The sequence below is a fragment of the Litchfieldella rifensis genome, from assembly GCF_042646605.1.
Lineage (GTDB): Bacteria > Pseudomonadota > Gammaproteobacteria > Pseudomonadales > Halomonadaceae > Litchfieldella > Litchfieldella rifensis.
Window position 1 is genome coordinate 298,159 of sequence record NZ_JBHRUG010000048.1, and the last position, 22,337, is coordinate 320,495.

Genomic DNA, 22,337 nt, shown 5'->3' on the forward strand with positions numbered 1-22,337 from the left:
GTTTCAGAGCTCCGCGTACAGTCGGCCGGGGTTGAAGATCCCGTGGGGATCGAGCTCGGCCTTGAGATTGCGGTGATACTTGGCCACCACCGGCGCCAGCGGCGTGAACGGCTCGGTGCTGCCTCCCTCTTCGTGAGGGGTGTAGCAGGTGGCGTGACCACCGGCGCGGGTCGCTGCGTCACGAATGGTGTCGGCCGAAGCCTCGCTTCGCAGCCAGCGCTGGGCGCCCGCCCAGTCGTAGACGGTGTCCCCTTCGATCTTCAACTCGGGGGTATGGTTGGGCAGCGACAGCCGCCATAACGGGCGGGCATCGTCGCGGGAGAAGAACGCCAGGCGCTGCTCGCGCAGCTCAAACCAGAAACCGTTGTCGAGGTCATCGCCACCCAGGCGTTCGCGGGTCGCGGCCACCGAACCGGGCCCGCCTTCCAGGCGCAGGTAGAGGCTGCCGTCGTGCCAGGCGGCGGCGCTCAATGGCAACGGCTGACGGCCCCATTCGGCGAGTTTTTCCAACGCCTCTTGCAGAGGCATTTCCAGGCGCAGGCTGTGGCGGGCGCCCGGCTTGGGCAACACCTTGAGCGAGACCTCGGTGAGGACACCCAGTGTTCCCTGGGCGCCGGTCATCAGCCGCGACAGGTCGTAGCCGGCGACGTTCTTCATCACCTCGCCGCCGAAGCGCAGCGCCTTGCCTTCGAAGGTGATCACCTTCGCACCGAGCACGAAGTCGCGCACCGCGCCGGCCCAGGGACGCCTGGGCCCGGACAGGCCGGTGGCGATCGTGCCGCCGACGGTGGCGGCGTCGCCGAAGTGGGGTGGTTCGCAGCCGAGCATCTGGCCCTCGGCATCGAGCGCCGCTTCCAACTCGGCGAGCGGGGTACCGGCGCGTACCGAGACCACCAACTCGACCGGATCGTAGTGGGTGATGCCACGGTGCTCGAGGGTAGACAGCGTCTCGCCCTCCACCCGGCGGCCGTAGAAGGCCTTGGTATCGCCGCCGACGATCTTGAGCGGCGTCTTGTCACGGTGGGCCTGGCGCACGCGCTCGCAGAGTGCTTCGGCCGTGTCCTGCGGTGTTGTCGTCGTATCAGCCATGGTCAACTCTTAAAAGCGTGGCAGTTCCGGAAACGGCAGCTCGTTGTTGTGCACATGCATGGCGCCGAACTCGGCGCAGCGCTGCAGCGTCGGGATGTTCTTGCCCGGGTTGAGCAGGCGGTGCGTATCGAAAGCCGCCTTCACCGCATGGAAGACGGTGATCTCGTCGGGCTGGAACTGGGCACACATCTGGTTGATCTTCTCGCGCCCCACGCCATGTTCGCCGGTGATGCTGCCGCCGGCTTCCACGCACAGCTCGAGGATCTTGCCGCCGACCTCCTCGGCCAGCTCCAGTTCGCCGGGCTTGTTGGCATCGAACAGGATCAGCGGATGCATGTTGCCGTCGCCGGCATGGAAGACGTTGGCCACCGGCAGGCCGGACTCCGCCGACAAGGCGCCGATGCCCTTGAGTACGCGCGGCAGTTCGCGGCGCGGAATGGTGCCGTCCATGCAGTAGTAGTCCGGCGACATGCGGCCTACGGCGGGGAAGGCGTTCTTGCGACCGGCCCAGAACCTGGCGCGCTCGGCGTCGTCGTGAGCCTGACGGATCTCGGTGGCGCCGGCAGCCTCGAGCACCTGGCGTACCGTGTCGCAGTCATCGTCGACGTCGGCTTCCACGCCGTCGAGCTCGCACAGCAGAATGGCTTCGGCCTCGACCGGGTAGCCGGCCTTGACGAAGTCCTCGGCGGCCTGGATCGCCAGCTTGTCCATCATCTCCAGCCCGCCGGGAATGATGCCGGCGGCGATGATGTCGCCGACCGCCTGGCCGGCCTTCTCGACGTCGTCGAAACTGGCCATCAGCACCTTGGCGGTTTCGGGCTTGGGCAGCAGCTTGACGGTGACCTCGGTGACCACGCCGAGCATGCCCTCGGAGCCGGTGAACAGGGCCAGCAGGTCGAAGCCGGGGGCGTCGAAGGCCTCCGAGCCCAGGGTCATGCGCTCGCCCTCGATGGTGATTACCTCGACCTCGAGCACGTTGTGCACGGTCAGGCCGTACTTCAGGCAGTGCACGCCGCCGGCATTCTCGGCCACGTTGCCACCGATCGAGCAGGCGATCTGCGACGAGGGGTCCGGCGCGTAGTAGAGCCCGTAAGGCGCGGCGGCCTCGGAGATGGCCAGGTTGCGCACGCCGGGCTGGACGCGGGCGATACGGGCGTTGGGGTCGATGTCGAGAATCTGCTTGAAGCGCGACAGCACCAGCAGCACGCCCTGCTCCAGCGGCAGGGCGCCGCCGGAGAGGCCGGTGCCGGCGCCGCGCGTGACCACCGGCACACCCAGCGAATGGCAGGTACGCAGCAGGGTCTCGACCTGGTCGAGGGTATCCGGCAGGGCGACCAGCATCGGCAACACGCGATAGGCGGACAGGCCGTCGCACTCGAAGGGGCGCAGGTCCTCCTCGCGGTGCAGCAGGGTCATGTCCGGCAGCGCCTCGCTGAGCGTGGCCAGTACCTGCTGCTTGTCGTTGTCGGGCAACTCACCGTCGAGCCGCGCGTCGTAGAGGATATTCATGAGTCGTCCTCGTCTAATTGCGATCTGCCTTGGCCAGCGGGATGACCGTTTCATTGCCCATAATCTGGGTCTTCGTTATCCCTCTGTCCAGCTTTCGGCCCATTGGTATGACCAATTCATGAAAAAATCTGGAAATTATTTCCAATGTACATTTTTGACAGCAGAATGAAAGAGTCGTTGAGCTTTTTTATGATACCCCCCCGTCATGCGACGGGGAGGTTGCGTCTTGGGCGGGCAATCAGCCGATCCACATCAAGGCGTCGCTGATGCCAAATCCATAGAAGGCGATCAAGGCGATGATGCCGGTGAAGATGACGTAGTAGAGCGTCGGCAGGATGGTCTTGCGCAACGTCGTTCCCTCACGCCCCAACAGGCCAACTGTCGCCGAAGCCGCCACCACGTTGTGGATGGCGATCATGTTACCCGCCGCGGCACCTACCGCCTGCAGGGCTACCATCATCGCCGTGGACAGCCCGAGTTGCTGAGCGACGTTGAACTGGAAGTCGGACAGCATCAGGTTGGACACCGTGTTGGAACCGGCGATGAAGGCTCCCAGTCCACCCACAGCGGGGGCGAAGAAGGGGTAGATGCTGCCTACGCTATCCGCCACGGCTTGTGCCATGGCGACCGGCATGGATACCAGGTCGGCGGCATTGATACCTGAGTTGATCAGGATTCGCACCATGGGGATGGTGAAGATCAGCACGAAGCCAGCGCCAAGAATGGTCTTGGTCGACTCGCCAAAGGCCGCCTTGACTTCGCCCGCGCGCATGCGGTGCAGGCCGATGGTCAGCAGTACCACGATCAGCAGGATGCCACCCGGCAGATAGAGGGGTTCGATGCTCCCGGATACCCCGGCTTCGCCGAGGATATTGCTCCAGCCGACGCTCAGCGAGGTGAGAGCGCTCTTGACCGGTTCCACGGTGCGTGAGATTACCAGCAGCACGGCCAGCAACACGTAGGGAACCCAACCCATGAAGGTGGAGATGGGGGCCTTGCCGACGACCTCGTCCATCTTGATCTCGAGCTTGCCGATCCATTCGTCCGGCCAGGACGTGCTTTCCGGGAAATCCCAGATGTCCTGGGGAATCAGGAAGCCCTTGCGCGCCGCCGGCACGACGATGGCCAGGCCAACCATGGCGCCGATCATCGACGGGAACTCCGGTCCCAGCAGTACGCCGGCCAGCATGTAGGGCACCACGAAGCAGATGCCGGCGAAGATGGCGAAAGGCGCGATCGACAGGCCTTCCTTCCAGGAGCGGTTGGCGCCGAAGAAGCGCACCATGATCAGCACCAGGATCAGCGGCATCAGAATGCCCACGATGCCGTGCACGATAGCGACTTCGGCGGCGATCAGACGGAAATACTCCAGCCAGGTGTGGCCTCCGGCCGTCAGTTGCTCGCTGATCCCGGCCTGATTGATGCCACCCGAGACGCCGACCACGATCGGCGTGCCCACGGCGCCGAACGACACCGGTGTGGACTGGATCATCATACCCACCACCACGGCAGCCAGGGCCGGGAAGCCCAGCGCCACCATCAGGGGAGCCGCCACCGCCGCTGGCGTTCCGAAACCCGAGGCCCCCTCGATGAAGCAGCCGAACAGCCAGGCGACGATGATCGCCTGCACGCGCCGGTCGGGGCTGATGCCGGAGAAACCATTGCGAATCGCCTTGATGCCACCGGAGTGCTTCAAGGTATTGAGCAGCAGAATGGCGCCGAAGATGATCCATAGGATCGATACCGTGAGGATCAGGCCCTGCAGGGTCGAAGCAACGACCCGGCTGAAGCTCATCTCCCAGGCGAACAAGGCGATTAGTGCGGTAACGATGAACACGATGGGCATGGCCACCTTGGCGGCCATACGAAACCCGATCAATAGCACGCCCGCCAATACCAATGGCAGGAAGGCGAGCAGTGGGAGCAACGTGGAATCCATGAGGCGAACGTCCTCTTGTCGTTATTCAGCGAGTGGTGATCGAAAAGGCGACCCCTTCCGTTTAGCGAGAGCACGATAATCGGAGTGACCCGGGCTTGGCTATATCTGGATAATTGGTATGACCAATCCTTCAATGCTCGGCAAATATGCGTTAACTGGTTATATTTAAAATGGTTTTATGGCCATGTGGGGTTGAAAAAAGACGCGAATTCGAGATCGGAGTTCGACTAATGGACAAGGACTTGGACCGAGGCCTTGCTGTCATGCTGGGGGGTGAGGGAACGGGACCAATAACCGAGATGTCCGACTAATGACGCGAGGAGGCGATATGACCAGACGACTCTATGACTTGTGCGGTATCGACGAAGGGCTGCGCTTCTCGCCCTTTTGCTGGCGCGTCAAGTACGCCCTGGCGCACAAGGGGCTCGACTATGAGACGCAACCCTGGCATTTCACCGACAAGGAACAGCTCGCCTTCGCCAACCACGACAAGGTTCCGGTGCTCGTCGATGGCGACGAGGTGGTTACCGAGAGCTACGAGATCCTGCGCTACCTCGACCGTGTCTATCCCGACAAGCCGCTGCTGGGCGACGCCCAAGCCGAGGCCCGGGCGCGCTTCTTCAAGTTCTATGCCGAACGCTCGCTGGCGCCGGGGATGATGCGCACCATCATCATGGACCTGCTCAACGCCGTGCATCCCAAGGATCGCGACTATTTCCGCGAGACCCGCGAAAAGCGCTTCGGGCGTACCCTCGAAGAATTTCATTCGCCCGCCAAGGGGCTGTCTCAGCTTGACCAGGCGCTGGAGCCGCTGCGCGGCCGGCTGGAGGAGAGTGATTTCATCGATGGTGAAGCTCCTGCGGCCGCGGACTATCTGGCGTTTGGTCCCTTCATGTGGGCACGGGTGGTGTCCACCGCAGACCTGGTCTCCAATGCCGACCCGGTCTATGCCTGGGTCGAGCGCATGCTGGATCTGCATGATGGCTTGGGGCGTGAGGCCAAACGCATCGTCGATATCGAAGGCGCCTACGACCAGTGAGCAAGCCACCAATGGATAGGGAAGACAGCATGGCTGTGCCATGCTGTCGACAACAGGACGTCTATCATTGGTAGCGGGAGGTTTGCATGATCGATCTGTATTACTGGACGACGCCCAATGGCCACAAGGTCACGATTTTCCTCGAGGAAACCGGGATCGAGTATCAGATTCAGCCGATCAATATCGGTCGTGGCGAACAGTTCACCCCCGAGTTTCTCGATATCGCACCCAACAATCGCATTCCCGCGATTGTCGACCGGACGCCATTGGATGGAGGGCAGCCGCTCTCGTTGTTCGAGTCCGGCGCAATTCTCGAATACCTGGCCGACAAGACCGGCAAGTTCCTGCCCAAGGCGGGGCGCGAACGCTATGTGACGCTGCAGTGGCTGTACTGGCAGATGGCTAACCTGGGGCCCATGGCCGGCCAGAATCATCACTTCCGCAACTACGCGCCCGAGAAGATCGAATACGCCATCGAGCGCTATGTACGGGAGACTGCTCGGCTCTATGGGGTACTCGACAAGCGCCTCGACGACCATGAGTACGTCGGTGGCGTGGATTACTCAATTGCTGACATGGCGATCTGGCCATGGATCCGCTCCCACGAGAACCAGGGGCAGGACCTCGAGGATTTTCCCAATCTGCTGCGCTGGTTCCGTGCCATCGAAGACCGTGCGGCGGTCAAGCGTGCCCTTGCACGAGCAGAGGAGGTCAATCCCAAGGATGGCGTGGAGATGGACGATGAGGCGCGCCGCTATCTGTTCGGGCAGGAGTGATGCCTTTGCCTGCTGCGGTGACTTGTCGACCTTGAATCGCCCGGCCGCTGGCCGGGCGACAGCCAAGGAGACTTCGAGTGGCGATCTATCAATACGATGAATGGGTTCCCGAGTTGCATGACGAGGTGTTCGTTGCCGAAACCGCCGATGTAATGGGCAACGTGATTCTGCGCTCAGGTTCCAGCGTGTGGTATCAGGCCGTCATCCGTGGGGATAACGACGTCATCGACATCGGTGAAGGTAGCAATGTGCAGGATGGTACCGTCATGCACACCGACCCGGGATACCCGCTCAAGGTTGGCGCGGGAGTGACCATCGGTCATCAGGCCATGCTGCACGGTTGCACCATTGGTGACGAATCTCTGGTCGGCATCCAGGCCGTCATACTGAATGGCGCGGTGATCGGCAAGAACTGCCTGGTAGCGGCAGGAGCCGTGGTGACCGAAGGCAAGGAGTTTCCGGACAATTCGTTGATTGTCGGAGCGCCGGCCAGAGTGGTCCGTAAGCTATCCGAAGAGGCGGTCGAGAAGATGCGGGAAAACGCCCGCCACTATGTGGCCAACGGCCTGCGACACAAGGAAACGCTCAAGCGGATCGATTGAAATATTGGCGTGACATGGCCGGGGGCGCAGGGAGAGCCATCAATCGCCGATGACCAGCCAGCCTTCGTCATCCACGCTCACGGGCACCGCATCGAGGGCGCAGCCGAGACCGTGGCCGCCAACCCCCTCCCCGGTACGGGCCGAAAAAGCGGCACCGTGATTGGTACAGCGTAGCTGTTCGCCATCCTGACTGAGGATTCGCTTGCCACGCTGGTCGAGCGGCAGATATTGGTGAGGACAGGCATTGACGTAGGCCACCGGCCCACTGTCGAGGCGTACCAGCAATAGCGGGAAGCCGCCATTGTCGCTATCGAGTGTCAGGCTTAGGGGTGACCCTGGCTCCAGCGCCGCCGCGTCGATGATTCGGGTACCTGGTCGCGGGGCGCTACGATAACGTTGCCAGGCTTGGGTCATGGGGGCTCCTCGGTGCTAACGATGTCGTTGCATATGATACCAAGCCCGGCCTGCCTGAACGAGAATATGCGACGCGGGAAGCCCCCCGTTTTTCAGCCCTCATTTCACCGCGGTCACCACCAGCTCGAGCAGTACGTTCTCTCCCAAGTCGGCGACCCCGAGGGTAGCACGGGCCGGCAGGTGCTCTGCGGAGAACCATTCGGTCCAGACATCGTTCATTCCTTTTTTGAGATTCAGATCGGAGACATAGGCGGTAGCCGAAACGACACGCTTCTTGTCAGTCCCTGCTTCAGCCAGATAGCTTTCCAGCTTGTCGAGGACTTGGCGAGTCTGACCGGCCATGTCCAGCGACAGGTCGTCGGCGATGATGCCGCCGAAGAACACGAAGCCATTGGCCTCGACAGCGCGATGCATGATGGGGGTGTGGATATGGCGTTGGATCATAAGATTCTCCTGTTGATGCCCGTAACGGGCGCGAAGAGCTAGGGTGGCCACTCAAGTCCGTGGCGTGTCGTGACGAAAACGGCTGATGGCGAATGGGGCTATTGGCAGGGCCGGTTCGCGTTCCCTGGCGAGGTCGGCAATGATCTCGCCGGTAATGGCGCCCAATTGGTAGCCGTGAGCGGAAAAGCCAAAGGCATGAATCACGTTGTCGACGGTGCTACTGGGGCCCAGTACCGGAATCTGATCAGGCATGACCGCTTCCACTCCTGCCCAGGTGCGTACGATGCGGGCTTCGCGCATGAACGGAAACAGGCTGACCACGGTGTCGGCGTTGTCGGCCAGGCCCGCCAGGCGTGTTTCGGCCACTTGGCGCTGGGCATCGACATGGCCCCGCACGCCACCGCCAATCAGCACGGTGCCGTTCTCGAACTGCTTGAAGGACAGCGGTCGCGAGGTGGTGCCGACCACCGGCCCCAGGAAAGGAACGAGGCGTTCGGTGATCATCAGCATAGGCGCCTCAGCGGATAGCGGAACCGGCTCGCCGAGCCATTGACACAGCTTCGCCGCCCAGGCCCCGGCACAATTGATCAGCAGATCGGCGTGGAAGCGTTGTGTCCCGGCGATGATCTCCCAGCCGTTGCCTTTGGCCTCCAGGTGGGTGACTTCGAGCCCTTCGTGGAAGCGAGCGCCCTGGCGCTCAGCCTGACGGCGCCAGGCGGTGACGGTGCGGTAGGGGTTGGCATAGCCATCACCATCGCAGGCCAGGCCGCCGGGGCAGTGTTCCGCCAGCGCCGGCAGGCGCCGGCGCAGTTCGTCGCGACCGATGAGTCGCTCGTGATCGAAGCCCAGTTCGCGCACCTGGCACTCGCGTTCGGCCAAGGTGTCCAAATCGGCATCGTTCTCGGCGACCTTGATCTGCCCCACCGGGCGAAAGCCGCAGTCATCACCGACCAACTCGGACATGCGCTGCCAGCGCTCCCAGGCGGCCATGGCCAACGGGATTTCCGCTGGATGCCGGCCAAGGCGCCTGACGCCTCCAGCATTGACCCCCGAGGCGTGCCGACCGGCGTAGGCCTTGTCGATCACCGTGACCCCGTGCCCCTGTGCGCTGAGATGCACGGCGGCACTGCAGCCGTGCAGGCCAGCCCCGACGATCACGGTGCGCACCGTCATTCAGCTTCCTCCGCCGCGCGTGCCAGTTGGCCCAGGGTGATGGGCTTGAACGGCGGGCGCAGGCGGTAATAGCCGGTCTCCGCGACACTCTGGTGGTTGGCGTCGGCGAGCAATTCGCTGACGGTCAGGCCGCACATGCGCCCTTGGCAGGGGCCCATTCCGCAACGGGTGAACGACTTGGTCTGGTTGGGGCCACGACAGCCCATTTCGGCCATGCGGCGTACCTCACCGGCGGTGACTTCCTCGCAGCGGCAGGCCAGGGTGTCGTCGTCTGGCAGGCGCCATCGATTGGCGGGACGGTATAGCACATCGAGGAAGGGGCGAATCGCGGTTTCGCGTGCCAGGCGTCGCCGTAGCCAAGCTTCCTCCTGTCTGACCTGCTCGCATTCGACGCGACCCAGGGCGATGGCCGCGCCAAGGCCTGCCAAATGGCCCTGCAAGGCCGATGCCCGGGCGCCAACGATACCGCCACCATCACCGGCCACAGCGATGCCTTCGATGTCGGTCCGCAGCCAGTCGTCGAGCCGTGGCTGCCAGGCGAGTTGCCGGGTGTCCCAGTCGTGAGAGCATTCGAGAGCACGGGTGATCTGGGTATTAGGCACCACGCCCTGGTGCAGCAGCAGCGTGGAGGTCTCGAGCGTCTCCCAGTCATTGCTGTCAGCGCACTGCCAGCGAATGCGCTCCAGTTGGCTGTCGCCCTCGGCGCGCAGCGCGCTGACGTGCTTGATTTGGCGTACACCAGCGCGTCTCAGCTCACGCAGCAGTCCCAACCCTTTGGCGAGGGTGCCCGTGTTGCGCAGCGCGGCGGGCAGGTGTGGCAGCGCTTCGAGGTGGCGTCCGCGTGGCGTGGTGTCCAGCAGCGCGGCGATCGGGATGCCGGCACGCAAATACTGGGCGGCGAGCAGCAACAATAAGGGGCCGGTTCCGGCCAGTACCACCGGCGAGGCCGGTGCCACGCCTGAACTCTTGAGCAGGATCTGGGCACTGCCGGCAGTCATCACACCCGGCAGCGTCCAGCCGGGGATTGGAAACGGGCGCTCCATGGCCCCGGTGGCGAGGATCACGTACCGCGCCTGAAGCATGGCGGCGCGATCCTCATGCAGCAGGCCTAGCTCGCGCTGGCGCGTCAACTGCCAGACACTAGTGCCGGGGCGATAGTCGATGCGTGTGTCACGCAGGCCTCGGACAAGCTCTCGGCCGTGCCAATAGTCCGCACCGAGCACCTTGCGGTCACGTATTGGCGTGGTTTCGATGGCGCGATAGATTTGACCGCCTGGTGCCGGCTGTTCGTCGATCACCACTGGGGTGATGCCGTGCTCGGCGGCGGTAGCGGCGGCGGCCATGCCAGCGGGGCCGCTGCCCAGGATCACCAGTTCGTGCGTGTTCATGAGACCAGTCTCCGTGCGCCTTGCTGACGGCGAACCTGCATGCCGTCGCGAACCTGAACCTGGCAGGCCTGGACGTTGGGTATGCCGTCAATTTCCATCAGGCATTCGAAGCACACACCCATCATGCAGTAGGGTGCGCGCGGCGAGTCGCTGACTGGAGTTGTGCGACACGCCAGGACACCGGCCGCCAGCAAGGCAGCGGAGACACTTTCTCCCTCGCGCGCACTCACGGGACAGTCCTCGAACCTCAGGGTCACGGTTCGAACGGTGGGGGTATCAGGCAGGGATAACCGTTTGAACATCGAATCTCTCCGCGGTAAAGGGGGCAATCTCGGTGGGGGCATTGGATCCCGCGATCCAGGGCACCAGACGTTTGGCGTGCACGGCAGCCAGGGTCACACCGCTGTGGCAGCAGGCCACGAAGGCGCCGGGATGGGTGGTCGAGGCCTGGTAAAGGGGATAGCCATCCGGGGTCATGACGCGTAGCGCGCCCCAGGTGCGTACCACGCGGGTGTCGGCTAGCGCGGGCAGGGCCTTGACGGCGCGCTGCGCGATGCTGGACAGCACCGGCGTATCGGTGCCGTCGTCGAAGCCGACGTCCTCGTGGGAATCGCCCAACAGGATCGAGCCCTCGCCGGTCTGGCGCAGGAAGGTGGTTGGCAGGTTCAACAGGGGACGCATGCGTTCGGTGACCAGAATCTCGCCACGGTTGGGCACCAGTGGGGCGGCCAGCCCCACTTGGGGGGCCAACTCGCGATTGCCGAGTCCGGCGGCGAGTATCACCCGCTCGGCATGCAGACGCTCGGTGTCACGCTCGATGATGAACCCCTGACCTTGACGTTGAATGCGTCGTACCTTGCCGCCGGGGCGATAGCTTCCACCATGGTGGCGCAGGCCGGCGTGCAGGGCACGCAGTAGATACAACGGGTTGGCATGCCCGTCCCAGCGCGACCAGGAGGCACCAATCACGCTGTCACCGATTTCGGGTATAAGCTCGCGCAACTGGTCATGGTCGAGCATGGAGAAGTCGAAATGTCCCTGGGTGGCCTCGGATAGCGCACTCAGCTCGGACTGACGACATTGCATCTCCTCGGCGCTGTAGCATAGGTGCACGCCGCCCGGCGCTTGGTGCTGAGTTGCCACGCCGGTCAGTGCATGGAGCTCAGCGGAAAGCTCCGGCCACAACGAGGCGGAACTCATGCTCCACTCCGAATAGCGCGGAATCTCCACGCCCTTGCCCTGTACCCACACCAGGCCGAAATTGCCCCTCGAGGCACGAAAAGCCACGTCACCTTCATCCAGGACGGTCACGCGGTGACCTGCGCTGGCCAGGCCGTAGGCGATGGCACTGCCCACCAGGCCGCCGCCGACGATCGCGAAATCACACTTCTGCATGGTTTCTCCTCAACCTTTGCCGATCAGCACCTTGTCGAGCCCATAGACCCGGTCGAGCACTACCATGAACAGGGCTGTCATCACGATCAGCACCGTGGACACCGAGGCGATCAGTGGGTCGATGGTATGGGCGATATGGTTGTACATCTGCACTGGCAACGTGGTGGTGCCGGGCGAAGCGACGAAGATGGTCATCGACAGCTCGTCGAAGCTGGTAGTGAAGGCGAGGATCCAACCACCGGCGACACCAGGCAGAATCATCGGCAGGGTCACCCGACGGAACATCGTCCATTGCGAGGCGCCTAGAGACAGCGCGGCCTGTTCCGCGGTACGGTCCATACCGAACACCGAAGCCATCACCAGGCGCATGGTGTAGGGCATGACGATGACCACGTGGGCCGCGACCAGAGCGGCGAAGCTGCCGTGAATGCCGATGCGCGAGAAGAAACCGAGAAAAGCCACCCCCAGCACGACGTGCGGAATCATCAGCGGCGAGAGGAACAAGCCGACCAGCGCTTCACGTCCGCGGAATCGGTAACGCACGATAGCCAGGGCCGCAGGCACCGCCAGCAGCGCGGATGCCGTCGCTGCACCGATGCCCAAGTAGAGGCTGTTCCAGAAGGCCCGGATGAAATCGCGATTGTCGAGAATGGCCTGGAACCAGCGCAGCGACAGGCCATTGGTCGGGTAGGAGAGATAGCCGTTCGGGGTGAAGGACACCAGCATCACCACCACCAGCGGCGCAAGAAGGAAGACCACGAACAGGGTATGAAAGGCGAGGGCGAGTTTGCCGTTGCGTTGCATGGTTTGTCTCCTAACCCAAGGTGCGACGGAAGCGCCGCTCCATCATGCGGTTGTAGCTCATCACCAGGGCTACGTTGGCCACCAGCAGGACGATGGCGATGGCGGCGCCCAGCGGCCAGTTCATGGTGTTGAGGTATTCGTCGTAGGCAGCAGTGGCCGCGACCTTGAGTCGCCGACCGCCGATGATGGCGGGCGTGGCGAAGGCGCTGGCTGCCAGCGCGAAGACGATCAGGCTGCCTGAGAGAATACCGGGCAGGACTTGGGGGATGACGATGCGCCGAAATACCGTGGCGTGGCTGGCGCCCAGCGAAAGGCCCGCGTGCTCGACGGCGGAGTCCAATTTCTGCAGTGCGGCCCATACCGAAATGACCATGAACGGCACCAGCACGTGGACCAGGGCCATGATCACACCGGTATGGGTGTACATCAGGTTGCCGCTGCTGGCATCGGCCAGCCCCAGAGCCTCCAGGGTCTTGCCCAGCAGGCCATTGCCGCCGATCAGTAGCACCCAGCCCAGGGTGCGCACCACCACGGAGATCAGCAGTGGCGCAAGTGTCACGACCAGGAACAGCGAGCGCCAGGGGTTGCGCATTCGTGACAGGATATAGGCCTCGGGCACGCCGATGGCGATGCATAACACCACCACGGCCAGACTGATGCCGTAGGTACGCAGGAAGATCTCGTGAAAATAGCTGTCCTTCAGCACCTCCAGGTAGTTGTCGAGACTGAAGGTGGTGATGATGCCCGCGGCATAGTCGAAGCTGTTGAAGCTCAGGATCAGCGTCATCAACAGCGGCATGCCCAGCAGAGTCAGAAAGAACAAGGTGCCCGGCCCGCTCAGTAGCCAGGGGGCCAAATTCTTTAGCTTCGGTTTGGACGATGCTTCCTGCAGGGTCGTGGTGAGTTCAGCCATGAGCCTGCTCCTCCAGGATGCGCACCGCACCGGGTTGCCAACGTACCCCGACCTCGTCGCCGACGGTAAAGTCCGTGGGGCCTAGGTTGGGAAGCGTGACCAGCAATTCGCCGGCACTGCTGTCGATCTGGTACAGCCAGTGATTGCCTAGGAACAGCCGGGTGCGAACCTTGCCTTGTAGGTGGCCGTTATCGCTGTCGGTCAGTTCGAGTTTTTCCGGGCGAATGGAGAGCTGGATTCGATTCGAGTGCAGGTCACCGGCAAACGGCATTTCCAGGGTGTAGTCACCGAGGGTGATGGAGGCGTTGCCGTCTTGCACTGATCCGATATCCCCCGCCAACAGGTTGGTCTTGCCGACGAACGAGGAAACGAAGGTGTCGTTGGGCCGCTCATAAGCATTGAAGGGATCGTCGACCTGGACGACGCGGCCCTGGTTCATGACCACGACCCGATCGCTTAGTGACAAGGCCTCGGATTGATCGTGCGTCACCATCAGGGTCGTGGTGCCGACCTGCTGCTGGATGGCGCGCAGTTCGATCTGCATGTTCTCGCGCAGCTTGGCATCGAGGTTCGAGAGCGGTTCATCCAGCAACAATAGCGGTGGCTTGATGACCAACGCTCTGGCCAGAGCCACGCGTTGGCGCTGACCACCGGAAAGCTCACGAGGATAACGGTCATCCAGGTGGTCGAGGCGCACCAGCTCGAGGGCCTCGGCGACCCGTCGATGGCATTCGTCGACGGGCACCTGACGCATTTCCAGACCGAAGCGGACGTTTTCGGCTACCGTCATATGCGGGAATAGTGCGTAGCTCTGAAAGACGATGCCGATGCCGCGTTGGTTGGGTTTGCGCGCGGTGATGTCGTCGCCATTCATCAGGATGCGGCCGCGGGTCGGCTCAACGAAGCCGGCGATCATCTGCAAGGTTGTGGTCTTGCCGCAACCCGAAGGGCCGAGCAGCGAGACGAACTCGCCTTGGGCGATGTCGAGGCTGAGGTCCTCAACGGCGTTGGCGGTGCCGTAGCGCTTGGTCAGCGACTCCAGTCGAAGGAAACTCATGACAAGGTTCTCCCTTGCGCCCCTCCTGGCACTCATCCCAGGAGGGGCGCATTGTGATGATGGGATGATCCGGCGTCGACACAGTGCGCGATCAGCGCTCGACGCGGCGATTCCAGCGGTTGGTCCATTCGAGACGCTTGGGATTGATCACATCCCAGTCCACGGCCACCAACTGGTCGACCTTGTCACCGTAAGGCAGAATGCTTGCCAACTCGTCCGGCAGCTCGGTGTTGCGCTGTGCCGGGCCCCAGCCCTGCGTATCCGCCAGGATCTGCTGGGTTTCGGGAGAGAGCAGGTGAGAAATGAATGCTTGTGCCAACTCATGCCGGTCGCTGCCCTCGACGGTGCAGGCCGCGACCATCAAGGCTACGGCACCTTCTTCGGGATAGGCGAAGGCGCCGGGGAAGCCGGTGTTGGCCAGGGCGCGCAGACGACCGCTGCCCCACACGGAAAGTGCGATTTCCTCGTTCTGGAACAACTCCGACATCTTGCCCGCCGAAGGTTCGAAGGAAAGGATGTTCGGCGCCACTTGCTCTTGCATGAATTCAAAGCCTGGGTCGATGTCACTTTCCCCGCCACCATTGAGTCGAGCGCTCATCACCAGGGTGTGCAAGCCATAGGTATTGCTGATCGAAGGCACTACCAGCTTGCCGGCGAACTTCTCGTCGGCCAGATCCTGCCAGGAGGAGGGCGGCGCCCAGCCATTGCGCTCGAACAGTTCGGCATTGTAGGCGAAGCCGGTCGCGACCAGGCCGACACCCACGGCCTGGTCGTCGGGGAAGCGGGCGATATCGTAAACCTCGTCGAGTGCCCCCATGCCGTTCATCGGGGCACAGAAGCCGAGGTTCACGGCCTGGTACATCGGGCCATCGTCGAGCAGTACGACGTCGAGTTCCTGATTGCCGCTCTGTGCTTGCAGCCGAGCCAGGGTATCGGTGGAATTGCCGGCAACGTAGACGATCTCCACATCATGCTGTTCGCGAAATGCGGGGATGATCTCTTCTTTCATGGCCCTCTCGGTGGAACCCCCATAGGCACCGATGTAGAGAGGCTCGGCCAGTGCCGGCGTCAGGCCAAGGGTCATCAGTCCAGCCAGTGTCACGGTGTGGCACGTCAGTCTTTTCATCAGTCTCTCACCTGTCTTGTTGTTGTAACGAAGAACAACGTTATAGCTAAGAACAACCGATCGTCGACATTGCCTCTGGGGGACGAACGTGTCGACGACGCTGGTTGAAGCTAGCATTCGATGAGCTATGAGGACTAATGCCTTTTATTGGCTTGGCTATTCAATGATGTTATGGGGTGCGTCGGCTTGCGATTTCAGCATGCGCTCGAGGTAGTTACCGACTTCTTCCAGGAAATCCAGCACCAGCCGTGACGGCGGCCGGAAAGCGGGCAGTACTGCACTGTAATGAAAGGGAATTTCCGGAGTGCATGGGCGCGACACCAGTCCGCGTTGGGCATAGTAACTGGCGGTGACCGGGTCGATGAGGGAAACGCCGGCACCGGCGATGACCAGTTCGCAGGCAACGCTGGATAGCTGGGTTTCGATGCGCATGCGTCGTTTGACTCCTGCCTCGCGAAACGTCTGATCGATTATCGGGCGCACGTCCTGCAATTGTCCCAACGAGACAAAGGATTCGTTTTCCAGGTCGCGGATATTCACCTCGGTCTTGGCGGCCAACGGGTGCGTGGGTAGCATGACCAGACGCAGGGCTCCCGAGGCCAAGGGCATGATGGTCACGGCAGGGTCATCGAGATGCATGCCGATCAAACCGGCATCGCACTGCTGGGTGGCCACCCATTCCAGTACCCGCTGCGAGCTATGGGCCTGCAATGAAATGGTGATCCCCGGGTGACGCACCGAGAACTCGTTGACCAGCCTTGGAAGGATCGTCAGTGCCAGTGCCGGCATACAGCTTAGTAACAGTCGGCCGGTGCGGAACTCGCGGATCTCTCGAGCAGTTTCGGTGATCTTGTCGAGTCCCACGAAGGCGCGCTCGACATCCTCGTAGAGTGCCTGGGCTTCGGGAGTGGGAATGAGCCGACCCTTGTGACGCTTGAAGAGTTCGAAGCCGACGAAATATTCCAGGTCGGAAATGAGCCTGCTGACGGCGGGTTGCGAGACGTGCAAGGTCTGGGCCGCACGCGTCACTGTCTTGTGGATCATCACGGCGCGAAACGCTTCGATCTGACGGAGGTTGACCATCCTGGTTGCCTGCTTAGGTGATGGCGGTAAGCTGGGCGAACCGCTGCCGAAATGTCATGATGAAATCCTGGGCCAGGCGCGAGATTGGTTGGTCGCGGGGCGTCAACAGGACGAACTCCTCTCCCAGGTTGGGCTCGAAAGAGCGCAGCGCGAGCGTGCTTTCTCCGAAGGCCCTGGCGCTGACCGGGTCGAGAATGGCTAGTCCCAGCCCTCGGCTGACCAGGCGCGAGGCCTGCAGGGCCAATGAGACCTCCAGGCGCCGGCGGGGGCGTACGCCGGTGTCCTCCAGCAATCGATCCAGCGTAATGCGCAGCGGGTCGTGGGTCTCGAAGCAGATCAGAGTCTCTCCGGCCAGGTCTTCCAGGTGAATTCGCTCGTGATTTGCCAAGGGGTGATGCGCCGGCATCACGCACAAGCTGTCGAGCCGAAAGGCTTCGCTGACCACCCGGTCGTCGTTGTCGTCCACGATGGCAAAGCCCACATCACAGCGTTGAGTGATGACTTCCTCTATCACCTGCGTAGAGCGGAAAGTGGCGAGTTCGATCCGCGCATCCAGATGCGCAGGGGCGAAGTCCGCCAATACGTCTGGCAGGAAAGTCATGCCTAGCAGGGGCATGGCACTGATTCGTAGCCCACCCACCTCGCGTTCGCGGATGCGGCGCGCGGTGTCGCTCAGGTGTTCGATACCCATCCAGACCCGTGCCACCTCACGATAGAAGATACGCGCCTCCGGAGTCGGGATTAGCCGACCGCGAACACGCTCGAAAAGCTCGAAGCCCACGTCATGCTCGAGCTGTTTGAGCAGCCGGGTTACGCCTGGCTGGGCAATGAGCATACGTCTAGCGGCGCCGGAGACGGTGCCGCTTTCCATAACGTGCTTGAACGCCAGTACCTGTTTGTCACGAAGGTGTGGAAAGGGCATAACTTCTGTGCATCGACAATTCAATTATTGGTATTGGATCGTATACCTACTTGATGGTTATCGTCGACAACAATCTCGAAACGAAGCGACGGTTATGCAGCGAGACTTTCTGATCATCGGCGATGGAGTGGTAGGAATATCGGTCGCCTATGGACTGGTGCGTGCCGGTAAGCGTGTCACCGCGCTCGATGGCAGCGGCGATGCGTTGCACGCCTCACATGATGAACCAATAGTTTGAAGAGACGCCTACGCTTACATACCAAAACAAACAGCGAGGAATTACGATGCGAGTATTATCAATAGCGACTCTATTGCTCTCTACCGCCATGCTTGGCAGTGCGGTCTACGCGGACGACAAGCCCTTGCGGATAGGCGTAGACGTGCCCTATATGCCTTATCAATACAAACTTCCCGATGGCACCATCGCCGGCTTCGAAGTAGATCTCGTCAATGCGGCGTGTGAGCGCATGCAGCGCGAATGTGAATGGGTCGAACAGCCATGGGACGGTATCATTCCTGGGCTCCAGGCGCGCAAATACGACTTGATCGCCTCGGCCATGAACATTACCGAAGATAGGGCACGTCAGGTACTGTTCTCCGACCCCTATTATCAAGTGCCTTCAGTCTGGGTCGGCAAGGCTGGCGAGGATGTTGATCCCGAGGGCGATCTTGCTGGGCGGGCCATCGGCGTCCAGCAGGGTACTATTCAGGATGAATACGTCACCCAGTTTTACCCCGACGCCGATATACGTCGCTATGGTGACTCTGGGGCTGTAGTCAACGACATGCAAGCCGGGCGTCTTGACTTGGTCTTTACCGCTTTCCCTCTGGCGCAAGAAACCATGTTGGGTGACGAACGTTTCAAGCGTCAGGGTGCGCTGATCACTGGCCCTGAGTCGATCTACGGACCCGGCATCGGTGCTGCTTTTCGCCAGCGTGACGAAGACTTGGCTGAGGCGTTCAACCAAGCCATGGCCGAGCTGAAGGAAGATGGTACCTTCGACGCACTCTATGCCGACTATTTCGAATGACGAAAAGTGCTGGCGATGATTCGGGTGCCCGGTTGTCGCGCCACCTTGTTGCCTTGACGCCATATCGCCAGCGACCTAGCTTTTTTCAGTAAGGGCTTGCGTATATTGTTTTTTTCGTACATGGCAGTGAATTGTTCCGCTGTCGCCGACCATGACCACCAAAGGCGAGCCTGGTGGTATGGCTCGTGACGTTCCCACGTCCCCTCGATGGCTCAGTCAGCAAGTCCCCGCCACCCGGAGTCGGGAGCCGGTCAGGTGCCGTATCGCCGTGAGCACGGGCTTGGACAACGGTATGAGCGAAAACAAAGAAACAGCAGGGACGGTCGGGAAGGTGTGCGTAGAAGGGCTGTTCAAGATCTTCGGCGAGGACCCTCAAGACACCATAAGGCGAATACGCGAGGGTGCTTCGAAGGAGCAGATCTACGCCGATACGAAGTCGGTAGCTGCCGTTGCCGATGTCTCCTTCACCGTGGAGCAAGGCGAGATCTTCGTTGTCATGGGCTTGTCCGGTTCGGGCAAGTCGACGCTGATTCGGTGCATCAACCGCCTGATAGAACCGACCCAGGGCCGCATCCTGCTTGCCGGAGAAGACGTCATCGGCCTGGATGGCGAAGCCCTGCGTCGTTTGCGGATGAACAAGCTGTCCATGGTCTTTCAGCACTTCGCGCTGTTCCCCCACAAGACCGTTGCCGAGAATGCCGAATATGGTTTGAAAGTTCAGGGGGTACCTGCCGCTGAGCGCCGCCGAAAGGCAATACGGGCACTGGAACAGGTCGGGTTGGCGGCCTATGCCGATGTCCCGCCGCACAATCTCAGCGGTGGCATGCAGCAGCGTGTCGGGCTGGCGCGCGGCCTCGCGGTGGATCCCCAGATCATGCTGATGGACGAGCCGTTCAGCGCCCTCGATCCGCTGATCCGGCGCGATATGCAAGACGAGTTGCTGAACCTTCAGCAGCAGTTGCGCATGACGATCATCTTTATCACCCACGACCTCCACGAAGCGCTGCGTATCGGCGACCGCATCGCGATCATGAAGGACGGTCGCTTCGTGCAGATGGGCACGCCGGAGGAGATCGTGGCCCGGCCCGCCGATGACTATGTGTCCGCCTTCACTCAGGATGTCGATCGCAGCCGCGTCTTCCGAGCGAATATGCTACGTCGCGACGCCCAGGCACTGAGTCCCGACACCACTATCGAGACCGCACTGGAACGCTTCGAGAGCTTGGGGCGTGAGACATTATTCATGGTCGATGAAGACGGCCGGCCTTTGGGGGTCGTACGACGTCATGACCTGGAGCGTGGCGGAGAGAAGACGGCCCTGCGCGACTCACTGATCGACGACTTCCCCTCCGCTCACCGCTCCCAGGAGTTGATCGAGCTGTATGCTGCATGCTCGGTAGGATTGCCGATCGCCGTGGTCGACGACGGTGGCCGTCTGGAGGGGGTCGTCGATCCGCTGGAGGTGTTCCGTCTCCTGGCCGGCGGCAGCGGTAACGACGAGCAAGAGTCCGGCGGTGACAGCAGCACCTCGAATACGAGGGGCGGTCGAGAGGCCGATCGCGTGGATCCGCTCGAGACGAGGAGGAGCGATCATGGCTGACCAGATCTCCGACTACTATACGCTGCCACTCGATGACTGGATCGAGTTCTTCGTCAAGGACTGGCTGGTGCCGAATTTTCGTCCCGCCTTCCGTGCCATTCAATGGCCGATCGACCAAGTGCTGAGCGGCCTCGAGGACTTCTTGTTGTGGTTGCCCTATCCGGTCTTCGTGGTGGTGATTCCATTGGTTGCCTGGCGTATCGCTGGCCGTGGTGTGGCAATGTTCACATTGTTTTCGCTGGTGTTCCTCGATCTGTTGGGGATCTGGCGGGAAACCATGGTGACTCTAGCCATGATCGTCACGGCTGTGACCTTCTGTGTGATCGTGGGGATCCCGCTGGGGATCCTCGCCGCCCGTAGCGACCGCTTCGCCAGCTCAATCCGGCCGGTGCTGGATATCATGCAGACGATCCCCCCCTTCGTCTATCTGGTGCCGATCGTCATGCTGTTCGGCGTCGGAATCGTGCCGGGCGTCATCGCCACCATCATCTTCGCCTTGCCGCCGGTGATCCGCCTGACCAACCTCGGCATTCGCCAGGTGCAGGCGGAACTGGTGGAGGCCGGGCTTGCCTTCGGATCGACGCGGCGGCAACTGCTGTTCGAGATCCAGATCCCGTTGGCGCTGCGCACCATCATGGCCGGCCTCAACCAGACGCTGATGCTGTCGCTGTCGATGGTGGTGATCGCGGCGCTGATCGGCGCCGGGGGCCTGGGGCTGACGGTGTTCACCGGCCTGGGGCGCCTCGACATCGGTCGTGCCTCGCTGGGCGGCATCGGCATCGTGCTGTTGGCGATCATGCTGGATCGGATCACTCAGGCGCTCGCCGAGGGGGGGCGTTCGAAGGCTCCAGGTCAGAAAGGTACCTTGACCCGTTTGTTCAAGGGGATTGCGCAAGGGAGCAAGGCATACAACAAGAAGTCGTGACCGGATCGCTCGACAGGCTTCTTCGTCGGGAGATCCCACAACAGAGGAGGATGCCTTATGAAGACGACGTTCAAGACATGTCAACGGATCCTGCTGGCTGGAGCCGCCACGATGCTGTTGTTGGCGCCGGCTTGGCAAGCCGTTGCGGACCAGCATATGCCTGGCGAAGGCGTGACGGTGACACCGGCACGTGCCACCTGGGACACCGGCTGGTTCCAGGCCGCCGTCTACAGCCAAGTCCTGGCGGAGCTGGGCTATGAGGTGGATCGCCCCACCACGCTGGATAACCCGCCGTTCTACCAGACGGTGGCCCAGGGCGATGTGGATTTCTGGGTCAATGGCTGGTTTCCGCTGCACAATACCTATCGCGATACCTTCGAGCAGGGGGCCGAACTGATCGGCTATGTCGCCGAGGGTGGGGCCCTGCAGGGCTACCTGGTCGACAAGAAAACCGCCGAGGAGCACGGCATCACCAGTCTCGAGGATTTCAAGAAGCCCGAGATCAAGTCGTTGTTCGATTCCAATGACGACGGCAGGGCCGAAATGGTTGCCTGCCCGCCGGGCTGGGGCTGTGAGCTGGTAATCTCCCACCATATGGAAGCCTACGGTCTCACCGACCATATCGAGCCGATCAAGGCCAGCTATTCCGCCTCCATGGCCGATGCCATGGGACGTTACCAGCAAGGAGAGCCGATCTTCTTCTACACCTGGACTCCCAACTGGACGGTGGGCTTGCTGAAACCGGGTGAGGATGTGGTCTGGATCACGGTCGAGGAGGCCAACTTGCCCGAGGATCAGAAACAGTTCGAGGATGCCACCGTGGTCGAGGGTGTCGAGGGCTGCGTCGAGGATCCCTGCAATCTCGGCTGGCCGGCCAATGATATCCGGCCGGTGGTGAACAGCGAGTTTGCGCAGAACAATCCGGCGGCAGCCAAGCTGTTCGAGGTGATGAGCATTCCGCTGGACGCTATCTTCGCCCAGAACGCCAAGATGTTCGATGGCGAGGACAGTGAGGAAGCCATCCGGCGCCACGCCGAAGAGTGGGTCACCGAGAACCGGGAGCAGGTGGACAAGTGGCTGGAACAGGCCCGCCAGGCTGCCATGTGAA

22 protein-coding genes are annotated in these 22,337 nt (G+C 61.9%); 7 read left to right on the forward strand and 15 right to left on the reverse strand.

What is annotated here, in order from left to right; translation table 11 throughout:
* Positions 1-3: 3 nt before the first annotated feature.
* From glcE to ACFOEV_RS21090, 3 genes are all read right to left on the reverse strand, one after another.
* On the reverse strand, positions 4-1,089 hold the full coding sequence (glcE, locus tag ACFOEV_RS21080; RefSeq protein ID WP_386776865.1) for a glycolate oxidase subunit GlcE: 1,086 nt from the start codon (positions 1,087-1,089) through the stop codon (positions 4-6).
* Positions 1,090-1,098: 9 nt separating this feature from the next.
* A complete protein-coding gene (gene glcD, locus ACFOEV_RS21085; protein WP_386776866.1) occupies positions 1,099-2,598 on the reverse strand; it encodes a glycolate oxidase subunit GlcD in 1,500 nt (499 codons plus the stop codon).
* 238 nt (positions 2,599-2,836) lie between these two features.
* Positions 2,837-4,537, reverse strand: coding sequence for an L-lactate permease (locus tag ACFOEV_RS21090; RefSeq protein ID WP_386776867.1), 1,701 nt, complete (start codon positions 4,535-4,537; stop codon positions 2,837-2,839).
* A 328-nt stretch (positions 4,538-4,865) separates the two neighbouring features.
* Here ACFOEV_RS21090 and ACFOEV_RS21095 point away from each other — a divergent pair, with 328 nt between their 5' ends.
* From ACFOEV_RS21095 to ACFOEV_RS21105, 3 genes are all read left to right on the forward strand, one after another.
* A complete protein-coding gene (locus ACFOEV_RS21095; protein WP_386776868.1) occupies positions 4,866-5,576 on the forward strand; it encodes a glutathione S-transferase N-terminal domain-containing protein in 711 nt (236 codons plus the stop codon).
* Positions 5,577-5,662: 86 nt separating this feature from the next.
* Positions 5,663-6,352, forward strand: a complete 690-nt coding sequence (locus ACFOEV_RS21100; protein ID WP_386776869.1) for a glutathione S-transferase N-terminal domain-containing protein — start codon at positions 5,663-5,665, stop codon at positions 6,350-6,352.
* Positions 6,353-6,429: 77 nt separating this feature from the next.
* On the forward strand, positions 6,430-6,954 hold the full coding sequence (locus ACFOEV_RS21105; RefSeq protein WP_386776870.1) for a gamma carbonic anhydrase family protein: 525 nt from the start codon (positions 6,430-6,432) through the stop codon (positions 6,952-6,954).
* 39 nt (positions 6,955-6,993) lie between these two features.
* On the opposite strand, the gene ACFOEV_RS21110 is transcribed toward ACFOEV_RS21105, so the two are convergent.
* From ACFOEV_RS21110 to ACFOEV_RS21165, 12 genes are all read right to left on the reverse strand, one after another.
* Positions 6,994-7,368, reverse strand: coding sequence for a Rieske (2Fe-2S) protein (locus tag ACFOEV_RS21110; protein WP_386776871.1), 375 nt, complete (start codon positions 7,366-7,368; stop codon positions 6,994-6,996).
* 99 nt (positions 7,369-7,467) lie between these two features.
* Positions 7,468-7,812 (reverse strand): RidA family protein, encoded by a 345-nt coding sequence (locus ACFOEV_RS21115; RefSeq protein WP_386776872.1) that lies wholly within the window; start codon positions 7,810-7,812, stop codon positions 7,468-7,470.
* Positions 7,813-7,863: 51 nt separating this feature from the next.
* Positions 7,864-8,985 carry an NAD(P)/FAD-dependent oxidoreductase gene (locus ACFOEV_RS21120; RefSeq protein WP_386776873.1) on the reverse strand — a complete coding sequence of 374 codons (1,122 nt, stop codon included), beginning with the start codon at positions 8,983-8,985 and terminating at the stop codon, positions 7,864-7,866.
* Entirely contained in the window at positions 8,982-10,373 is a 1,392-nt protein-coding gene (locus ACFOEV_RS21125; RefSeq protein ID WP_386776874.1) for an FAD-dependent oxidoreductase, read from the reverse strand. Before ACFOEV_RS21125 ends, ACFOEV_RS21120 begins: the two co-directional genes overlap by 4 nt.
* Entirely contained in the window at positions 10,370-10,717 is a 348-nt protein-coding gene (locus ACFOEV_RS21130; protein WP_386776875.1) for a (2Fe-2S)-binding protein, read from the reverse strand. Before ACFOEV_RS21130 ends, ACFOEV_RS21125 begins: the two co-directional genes overlap by 4 nt.
* Entirely contained in the window at positions 10,650-11,768 is a 1,119-nt protein-coding gene (locus tag ACFOEV_RS21135) for an NAD(P)/FAD-dependent oxidoreductase (protein ID WP_386776876.1), read from the reverse strand. The genes ACFOEV_RS21130 and ACFOEV_RS21135 overlap by 68 nt, the downstream gene beginning before the upstream one ends.
* 9 nt (positions 11,769-11,777) lie before the next feature.
* The gene (locus ACFOEV_RS21140) at positions 11,778-12,572 is read right to left on the reverse strand and encodes an ABC transporter permease (protein ID WP_386776877.1); all 795 of its coding nucleotides are present in this window, start codon (positions 12,570-12,572) and stop codon (positions 11,778-11,780) included.
* Between the two features lie 10 nt (positions 12,573-12,582).
* Positions 12,583-13,485 (reverse strand): ABC transporter permease, encoded by a 903-nt coding sequence (locus ACFOEV_RS21145; protein ID WP_386776878.1) that lies wholly within the window; start codon positions 13,483-13,485, stop codon positions 12,583-12,585.
* The gene (locus tag ACFOEV_RS21150) at positions 13,478-14,542 is read right to left on the reverse strand and encodes an ABC transporter ATP-binding protein (RefSeq protein ID WP_386776879.1); all 1,065 of its coding nucleotides are present in this window, start codon (positions 14,540-14,542) and stop codon (positions 13,478-13,480) included. Before ACFOEV_RS21150 ends, ACFOEV_RS21145 begins: the two co-directional genes overlap by 8 nt.
* Positions 14,543-14,633: 91 nt before the next feature.
* Entirely contained in the window at positions 14,634-15,668 is a 1,035-nt protein-coding gene (locus ACFOEV_RS21155; protein ID WP_386776880.1) for an ABC transporter substrate-binding protein, read from the reverse strand.
* 156 nt (positions 15,669-15,824) lie between these two features.
* The gene (locus tag ACFOEV_RS21160) at positions 15,825-16,751 is read right to left on the reverse strand and encodes a LysR substrate-binding domain-containing protein (RefSeq protein ID WP_386776881.1); all 927 of its coding nucleotides are present in this window, start codon (positions 16,749-16,751) and stop codon (positions 15,825-15,827) included.
* A 13-nt stretch (positions 16,752-16,764) separates the two neighbouring features.
* Complete coding sequence (locus ACFOEV_RS21165) at positions 16,765-17,673, reverse strand: LysR family transcriptional regulator (RefSeq protein WP_386776882.1); 909 nt, start codon at positions 17,671-17,673, stop codon at positions 16,765-16,767.
* Between the two features lie 284 nt (positions 17,674-17,957).
* Here ACFOEV_RS21165 and ACFOEV_RS21170 point away from each other — a divergent pair, with 284 nt between their 5' ends.
* From ACFOEV_RS21170 to proX, 4 genes are all read left to right on the forward strand, one after another.
* A complete protein-coding gene (locus tag ACFOEV_RS21170; protein WP_386776883.1) occupies positions 17,958-18,704 on the forward strand; it encodes a transporter substrate-binding domain-containing protein in 747 nt (248 codons plus the stop codon).
* A gap of 292 nt (positions 18,705-18,996) precedes the next feature.
* On the forward strand, positions 18,997-20,304 hold the full coding sequence (locus ACFOEV_RS21175) for a quaternary amine ABC transporter ATP-binding protein (RefSeq protein WP_386776884.1): 1,308 nt from the start codon (positions 18,997-18,999) through the stop codon (positions 20,302-20,304).
* A complete protein-coding gene (locus tag ACFOEV_RS21180; RefSeq protein WP_386776885.1) occupies positions 20,297-21,229 on the forward strand; it encodes an ABC transporter permease in 933 nt (310 codons plus the stop codon). The genes ACFOEV_RS21175 and ACFOEV_RS21180 overlap by 8 nt, the downstream gene beginning before the upstream one ends.
* Positions 21,230-21,286: 57 nt before the next feature.
* Positions 21,287-22,336, forward strand: coding sequence for a glycine betaine/L-proline ABC transporter substrate-binding protein ProX (gene proX / locus ACFOEV_RS21185; RefSeq protein WP_386776886.1), 1,050 nt, complete (start codon positions 21,287-21,289; stop codon positions 22,334-22,336).
* Position 22,337: the final 1 nt, after the last annotated feature.